The 6,714-nt window shown below is 60.0% G+C and carries 2 protein-coding genes, 1 tRNA gene, 2 rRNA genes and 1 pseudogene (1 of these 6 cut by a window edge); 3 read left to right on the forward strand and 3 right to left on the reverse strand.

Going from position 1 to position 6,714, the window contains the following annotated elements; translation table 11 throughout:
- The first annotated feature begins 33 nt into the window (after window positions 1-33).
- The 3 genes and pseudogenes from PGN12_02455 (at window position 34) to PGN12_02465 (ending at window position 3,525) form a co-directional block, all read left to right on the forward strand.
- Window positions 34-1,164, forward strand: a complete 1,131-nt coding sequence (locus PGN12_02455; protein MEH3102750.1) for a PEPxxWA-CTERM sorting domain-containing protein — start codon at window positions 34-36, stop codon at window positions 1,162-1,164.
- 29 nt (window positions 1,165-1,193) lie between these two features.
- Window positions 1,194-2,915, forward strand: a complete 1,722-nt coding sequence (locus PGN12_02460) for a hypothetical protein (GenBank protein MEH3102751.1) — start codon at window positions 1,194-1,196, stop codon at window positions 2,913-2,915.
- A gap of 357 nt (window positions 2,916-3,272) precedes the next feature.
- Window positions 3,273-3,525 (forward strand): annotated as a pseudogene (locus PGN12_02465) (transposase).
- 122 nt (window positions 3,526-3,647) lie between these two features.
- Here PGN12_02465 and PGN12_02470 read toward each other — a convergent pair.
- From PGN12_02470 to PGN12_02480, 3 genes are all read right to left on the reverse strand, one after another.
- Window positions 3,648-3,724, reverse strand: a tRNA-Met gene (locus tag PGN12_02470).
- Window positions 3,725-3,771: 47 nt separating this feature from the next.
- Window positions 3,772-3,886: ribosomal RNA gene (rrf, locus tag PGN12_02475) — 5S ribosomal RNA — on the reverse strand.
- A 125-nt stretch (window positions 3,887-4,011) separates the two neighbouring features.
- A 23S ribosomal RNA gene (locus tag PGN12_02480) occupies window positions 4,012-6,714 on the reverse strand (it continues 76 nt past the right edge of the window).

Consider the following 6,714-nt stretch of genomic DNA (forward strand, 5'->3'; position numbering starts at 1 on the left):
ATGGGTAAAGATTGGAAAACTGGGGGGTTTTTCATGTTTACCGTCGCGACTCGCTGCATGTCCGTCGCAGCCGCTGCCCTGCTCGCCGCATCGTCGTCGACGCCGGCCTGTGCTGCCGAACTCTTTCCCGGCATCTCCATTCAGAGCGTAAGCGTTCTCAATCAATATTCCTACACGTTCGGCGCCGAACGACCGCCATCGACCACCGGCGGGACGCAGGGCACCATCCTGCAATCGGACCAGCGCCCCTTCCCGTCGTCGCAGCTCGGCGTGGATTACACCGGCAGGGCGACCACGGACAGCTTCTATTTCCTGCACAACGATTATTGCGTCGGCCAGTGCCTGATCACGTCGAGCACGACGATCCGGTTCGAAATCGAGGTCACCGACGCCGGCAATCTTGAAGGGCTTCGCTTCGACTCGCTCATCACCCCCGGGCACCTCGCGCTGGTCGGCATCGGCAGTTACGAAGATACCGCGGCATCGTTCAACTTCTCGGTCAGCCGCACCGACTTCGTTCGGGGTGAGGAAAGCGGTGAGACGAACACGCTTTACGCCGCCAACGGCTATTCTGATATCTTCGGGCTGCGCGTTTTCGATGACAATGGCGACAATCCGTTTGCCAACACGATCACCGGCGACAATGGCGGGGCTGGTCAATATTATGATTGGAGCGCGACGCCGCTTAGCGTCGAACTCGGTTCAATTTCCACCGGCGACACCTTCTATGTCGACTACACCGCGAGCTACTCGGTGAAGTCTTTCAATAAATGCTCCGATATCCTGAACTGCAATGCGGCGCAGGTCGTCTTCGGCGATCCACGCAACATCGGTGGCGGGACGGACGCGAGCGCACGGCTCGCCGACCGGGCGCTGTTCGCCAACGACCCGACGGTCGATGGCGGTGTCCATGCCGTGATCACGCGCGACTATGAGGCGAGCGTCATTCCCTTCGCATTCGTGCCCTCGGGCGCCGATCGGACCATCGAAACGCCGGCGGCCAATGCCCCGATCACTTATGTCGGCAACTATATTCCGAGCCTGATCGACACCGACGGCTCATCCGGTGTTCCCGAACCGGCGACATGGATGACCATGATCCTGGGCTTCGGCGTGGTCGGCGGTGCGCTACGGCAGCGCCGCGGACGGCGGATCATGATTTGAAAGCAGGCCATATCAGCGACTTGGCCGGCATGTCCTCCGATATAGCACCCATCGCGGTCGGGATCACCGGTCACCGGCCCGATCGCCTCGTCGACGTCGACCCCGCAACGCTGCGCCAACAGCTCGAACAGCTGATGCGCGCGCTGGAAAAGTCGTCGCCGAACAATAGCTTCCGCCTCGTTGGCAGCCTTGCCGAGGGCGCCGACATGCTCGCCGCCGACGCTGCGCTGGCGACAGGATGGCAGCTCGACACGATCCTGCCGTTCGCGCGCGACGACTATGCGATGGACTTCGACGAAACCGCAGCGGCGGAATTCCGTCACCGGCTAAACCTGTCTTTCAACATCCTCGAATTGCCGGGAAAACGCGACGAGCCCGGTGCCGAGGCCGCTGCTTACGAGCGCGCCGGTCGCGTGATGTTGACACAAAGCGACCTGCTGATCGCCATTTGGGACGGCGGCCCGCCACGTGGTCGCGGAGGTGCCGCGCAAATCGTCGCGGAGGCGGTCGCGCAGGCGATTCCGGTGATCGTCCTCCGCCCGGACGGCACGCACCCACCATCGCTGCTGTGGAGCGGCCTCAATGATCATGAATCGGGCTTGGAGGCCGTGGATACCGTCGCGCGCGGGACGCTCGCCGACCTGCCACGCCTGATGGCGCAGCTCTCGTCGCCCCCGGTCGACGCTCCGCCCCAGCGAGCGAGCAGAGACGCGCCGCCGCTGCTGGCGGTCGCCTACCCGCTTTTGCTGGCCGTCACCGGCGTGCGGCGTATCCGCTTCGCCGATCTGCGCCGCCCTTGCCCGCAGCCCCGCGTCATCACCGCCGATCCGACCGAAACGTTGCAGACCCGCATCGATCAGCAGCTCTGGCCACGCTTCGACACCGCCGACTGCAAGGCGAGTCTCGCCGCCCAGCTGTTCCGTAGCGCCTTCGTGAGCAGCTTTGCGCTCGCTGCCTTTTCGGTAACGCTCGCGCTGCTCGGACTCGTCGTCCCGACCGCGATCAAGCCGTTGCTTGCGGCGGGTGAATTCGCCTCGATCGCGCTGATTCTCATCATCACGCATTGGGGTTCGCGCGCCGGCTGGCACGGGCGCTGGCTCGAGGAGCGTACGCTGGCAGAAGAGCTGCGCTGCCTCGCGGTGTCCGCGCCGCTCGGCGATCTCTTCCTGCGCGGCGTCCGTGCCGATGAAGGCGTCGGTGCCGGGCGACTGCGGCGCGACATCGCGCGCCGGATCGCTTTGCCGTCGGGCAGGATCGACGCGCGTTACCTCGTCGAGGCGCATGCGAGCCTCGTCGCGCTGCTTGACGACCAGATCGGCTATGTCGAACGCGAGGCCGGGCGGATGCACTTGCTGGAGCATCGCCTGCACCGGTTTGGTGGCTTGCTGTTCGCGATGACCGCACTGGTATGCGCGTGCGTGCTCGGCATCGAACTGGTCTGGACCTTCCTCCTGCATGAGCCCGGCGTCGAACATGCGCTACCGCTTGGCGTAACCGTCGTCAGCGCCTCGCTGCCTGCGATCGGTGCGGCGGTTTACGGCATCCGTATGCAAGGCGATTTCGCCGGTGCCGCCGAACGCAATGCCGCGTTGGCGACGCAGCTGACCGCGCTACGCCGGATCGCGCAGGATGAGGTGCCGGACTTCGATGCCTTGCGACGGTTGATCCGGCGAACCGCCGAATTGCTGACCGCGGACGTCTCCCAGTGGAGCCGAGCGACCCGGGCGCGGCCACTCAGCCTTCCCGGATGAGCGTTCACCATTGGCGGCGGGTGAAACGGTCCGGCTTTTCTTCGCGCCCGCACAATGACCCTGAAGCCCGAGTCAAGCTGCTGCTCGTCCCGAGATCGGCTGGTCCGGGGGCGAGCCTTCCGGGATGGTCCTCGCGAACAGGCAGCGGCATCGGCATGGGCGGCCGCGTGTTCCGACGACATCGATCCGCCTTCTTTTGAACGTGGTACGCAACGACATGCAGCTCAGATACTTCAGTGTTCAGAGACAACGTTTTGCCCGAAGACGGCGGGCCGCGCTATGTCGACAGGCTGGAGAGGGATCTACCCGGCCTAACCAGAAAGGCCGGGCTGGTCGGACTCGTGCATAGGATTGCTGGGCTATCCGGCGTCGATCCTTGTCGACCGGGGCAGCGAATTCATCTCGCCCGAGTCCTTCAACGGCAAGTTCCGGGCGGAGTGCCTGGACCAGCACTGGTTCATGAGCTTCGACGATGCGGTCCGAGAATGCGAGGCTTGGCGCAGAGAACAACGAGATGCGACCGCATAGCGCCATCGGCATCAAGACCCCGATATCGTTGGTGAATTGGTCGGCGGCACATGGCCCATCGCTGCTGGCAGATGCTGGATGACCGCCAGCCGAGTGATCCAAAAACGGTAGTCAGCTCAGCTTACGGCAATGTTGTTGCGGTGCGCCGGTGCCGCAACGCACGACAGCCCCGTCTCATGGGAGACGGGGCTGTCGTGGTATAGATGGTTGCGGGGACAGGATTTGAACCTGTGACCTTCAGGTTATGAGCCTGACGAGCTACCGGGCTGCTCCACCCCGCGCCGAGGTGAGTGAGTGAATGGGTTCATGGGATGTGCGAAGCTGCAATGCCTGGCGGCGACCTACTCTTCCATCGCTTGAGCGATAGTACCATTGGCGCAGAGGGGTTTCACGTCCGAGTTCGGGATGGGATCGGGTGGTTCACCGACGCTATGGCCACCAGGCAATGGAGCCTGCACATGTGTCTTCCCCGGCCGGGTAAGGCGGGGGAGACGGGTTCAAATCGATGCACTGTTATCTGGTTGAGGGTCGATCACCTGTTCCAACGCTGTTGTTGGGGGTGTGTGCTCTCAAGCGCGAATAGGACGATTAGTATCGGTTAGCTTCACGCGTTACCGCGCTTCCACATCCGATCTATCAAGGTCGTGGTCTTCGACCGTCCTGAGAAATCTTATCTCGAGGGAGGCTTCCCGCTTAGATGCTTTCAGCGGTTATCCCGTCCGTACATAGCTACCCTGCTGCGCCGTTGGCACGACGACAGGTACACCAGAGGTACGTTCAACCCGGTCCTCTCGTACTAGGGTCAACTCCTCTCAAATTTCGACGCCCACGGCAGATAGGGACCAAACTGTCTCGCGACGTTCTGAACCCAGCTCACGTACCACTTTAATTGGCGAACAGCCAAACCCTTGGGACCTGCTCCAGCCCCAGGATGTGATGAGCCGACATCGAGGTGCCAAACAACCCCGTCGATATGAGCTCTTGGGGGTTATCAGCCTGTTATCCCCGGCGTACCTTTTATCCGTTGAGCGATGGCCCTTCCACGAGGGACCACCGGATCACTATGACCGACTTTCGTCTCTGCTCGACTTGTCAGTCTCGCAGTCAGGCGGGCTTATGCCATTGCACTCTAACAGCCGGTTTCCAACCGGCCTGAGCCCACCTTCGCGCGCCTCCGTTACTCTTTAGGAGGCGACCGCCCCAGTCAAACTACCCGCCACAGAGGGTCCCTGATCCAGTTTCATGGATCGAGGTTAGACAATAGACAACAACAGGGTGGTATTTCACCTATGGCTCCACACCGGCTGGCGCCAATGCTTCAAAGCCTCCCACCTATGCTACACAGTTCTTGTCCACTGCCACTCTGAAGCTGCAGTAAAGGTGCACGGGGTCTTTCCGTCTAACCGCGGGTACTCCGCATCTTCACGGAGAATTCAATTTCGCTGAGCATGTCCTGGAGACAGTGGGGAAGTCGTTACGCCATTCGTGCAGGTCGGAACTTACCCGACAAGGAATTTCGCTACCTTAGGACCGTTATAGTTACGGCCGCCGTTTACCTGGGCTTCATTTCAGAGCTTGCGCCCCTCCACTTAACCTTCAGGCACCGGGCAGGCGTCAGGCCCTATACGTCGTCTTGAAGCCGACTTAGCAGAGCCCTGTGTTTTTGCTAAACAGTCGCTACCCCCTGGCCTGTGCCCCCCATGAGAGCTTGCGCTGACATGGGGCCTCCTTCTTCCGAAGGTACGGAGGCAATTTGCCGAGTTCCTTCAGGACACTTCTCTCAAGCGCCTTGGTATACTCTACCAGACCACCTGTGTCGGTTTCGGGTACGGTCTATACGGTGGGGCTATTTCCCGGGACAGTTTCGAAGCCTGACCAATCCGTTAAGGTCAGACAACACACACCATCCGTCACACACCACCAGGCTGCGGAATATTAACCGCATTCCCATCGACTACCCCCTTCGGGCTCGTCTTAGGGGCCGGCTCACCCTGCGCGGATTAGCCTTGCGCAGGAACCCTTGGTCTTTCGGCGAGAGGGCATCTCACCCTCTTTATCGCTACTCATGTCTGCATTCGCACTTCCGATACCTCCACGACCCATTACCAGATCGCTTCGCAGGCTTACGGAACGCTCCGCTACCGCGTGTCTTGCGACACACCCTAAGCTTCGGTGCACGTCTTGAGCCCCGTTACATCTTCGCCGCAGGAACCCTTAGCTAGACCAGTGAGCTGTTACGCTTTCTTTAAAGGATGGCTGCTTCTAAGCCAACCTCCTGGTTGTTTTGGGATTCCCACATGCTTTCCCACTTAGACGTGACTTGGGGACCTTAGCTGTAGGTCAGGGCTGTTTCCCTTTTGACGACGGACCTTAGCACCCGCCGTCTGTCTCCCGGATATCACTCTCAGGTATTCGGAGTTTGGTTAGAGTTGGTAGATCTCGCGACCCCCGCATCCATCCAGTGCTCTACCCCCTGAGGTGTCCATCCGAGGCACTACCTCAATAGTTTTCGCGGAGAACCAGCTATTTCCCGGCTTGATTGGCCTTTCACCCCTAAGCACAACTCATCCGGTAACTTTTCAACGTTAATCGGTTCGGACCTCCAGTGTGTGTTACCACACCTTCATCCTGGTCATGCATAGATCGCCGGGTTTCGGGTCTAATACTTCAAACTATGTCGCCCTATTCAGACTCGCTTTCGCTGCGCCTACACCTATCGGCTTAAGCTCGCTTGAAACATTAAGTCACAGACCCATTATGCAAGAGGTACGCTGTCAGGCCTCAAGGACCCTCCAACTGCTTGTAGGCAATCCGTTTCAGGTACTGTTTCACTCCCCTCATCGGGGTGCTTTTCACCTTTCCCTCACGGTACTAGTTCGCTATCGGTCGCATACGAGTATTTAGGCTTGGAGGGTGGTCCCCCCATGTTCAGACAGGATTACACGTGTCCCGCCCTACTCGAGTCCATTCACATCAGTTTCGCATACGGGGCTGTCACCCGCTACGGCCGAACTTTCCAGATCGTTCTGCTACTTGAATGAATGGCACTGGCCTGGTCCGCGTTCGCTCGCCACTACTAACGGAATCTCGGTTGATGTCTTTTCCTCCAGGTACTGAGATGTTTCAGTTCCCCGGGTTCGCTTCTCGAAACCTATGTATTCAGTAACGAGATACCATGTTCCCAATTACCTGACCAAAGTCAGATAATCAGGATAGGTGGGTTTCCCCATTCGGAAATCTGCGGGTCAAAGGTTGCTCACACCTCACCGCA

The organism is Sphingomonas phyllosphaerae, from assembly GCA_036946405.1.
In the GTDB taxonomy this organism is placed as follows: Bacteria; Pseudomonadota; Alphaproteobacteria; order Sphingomonadales; family Sphingomonadaceae; genus Sphingomonas; species Sphingomonas phyllosphaerae_D.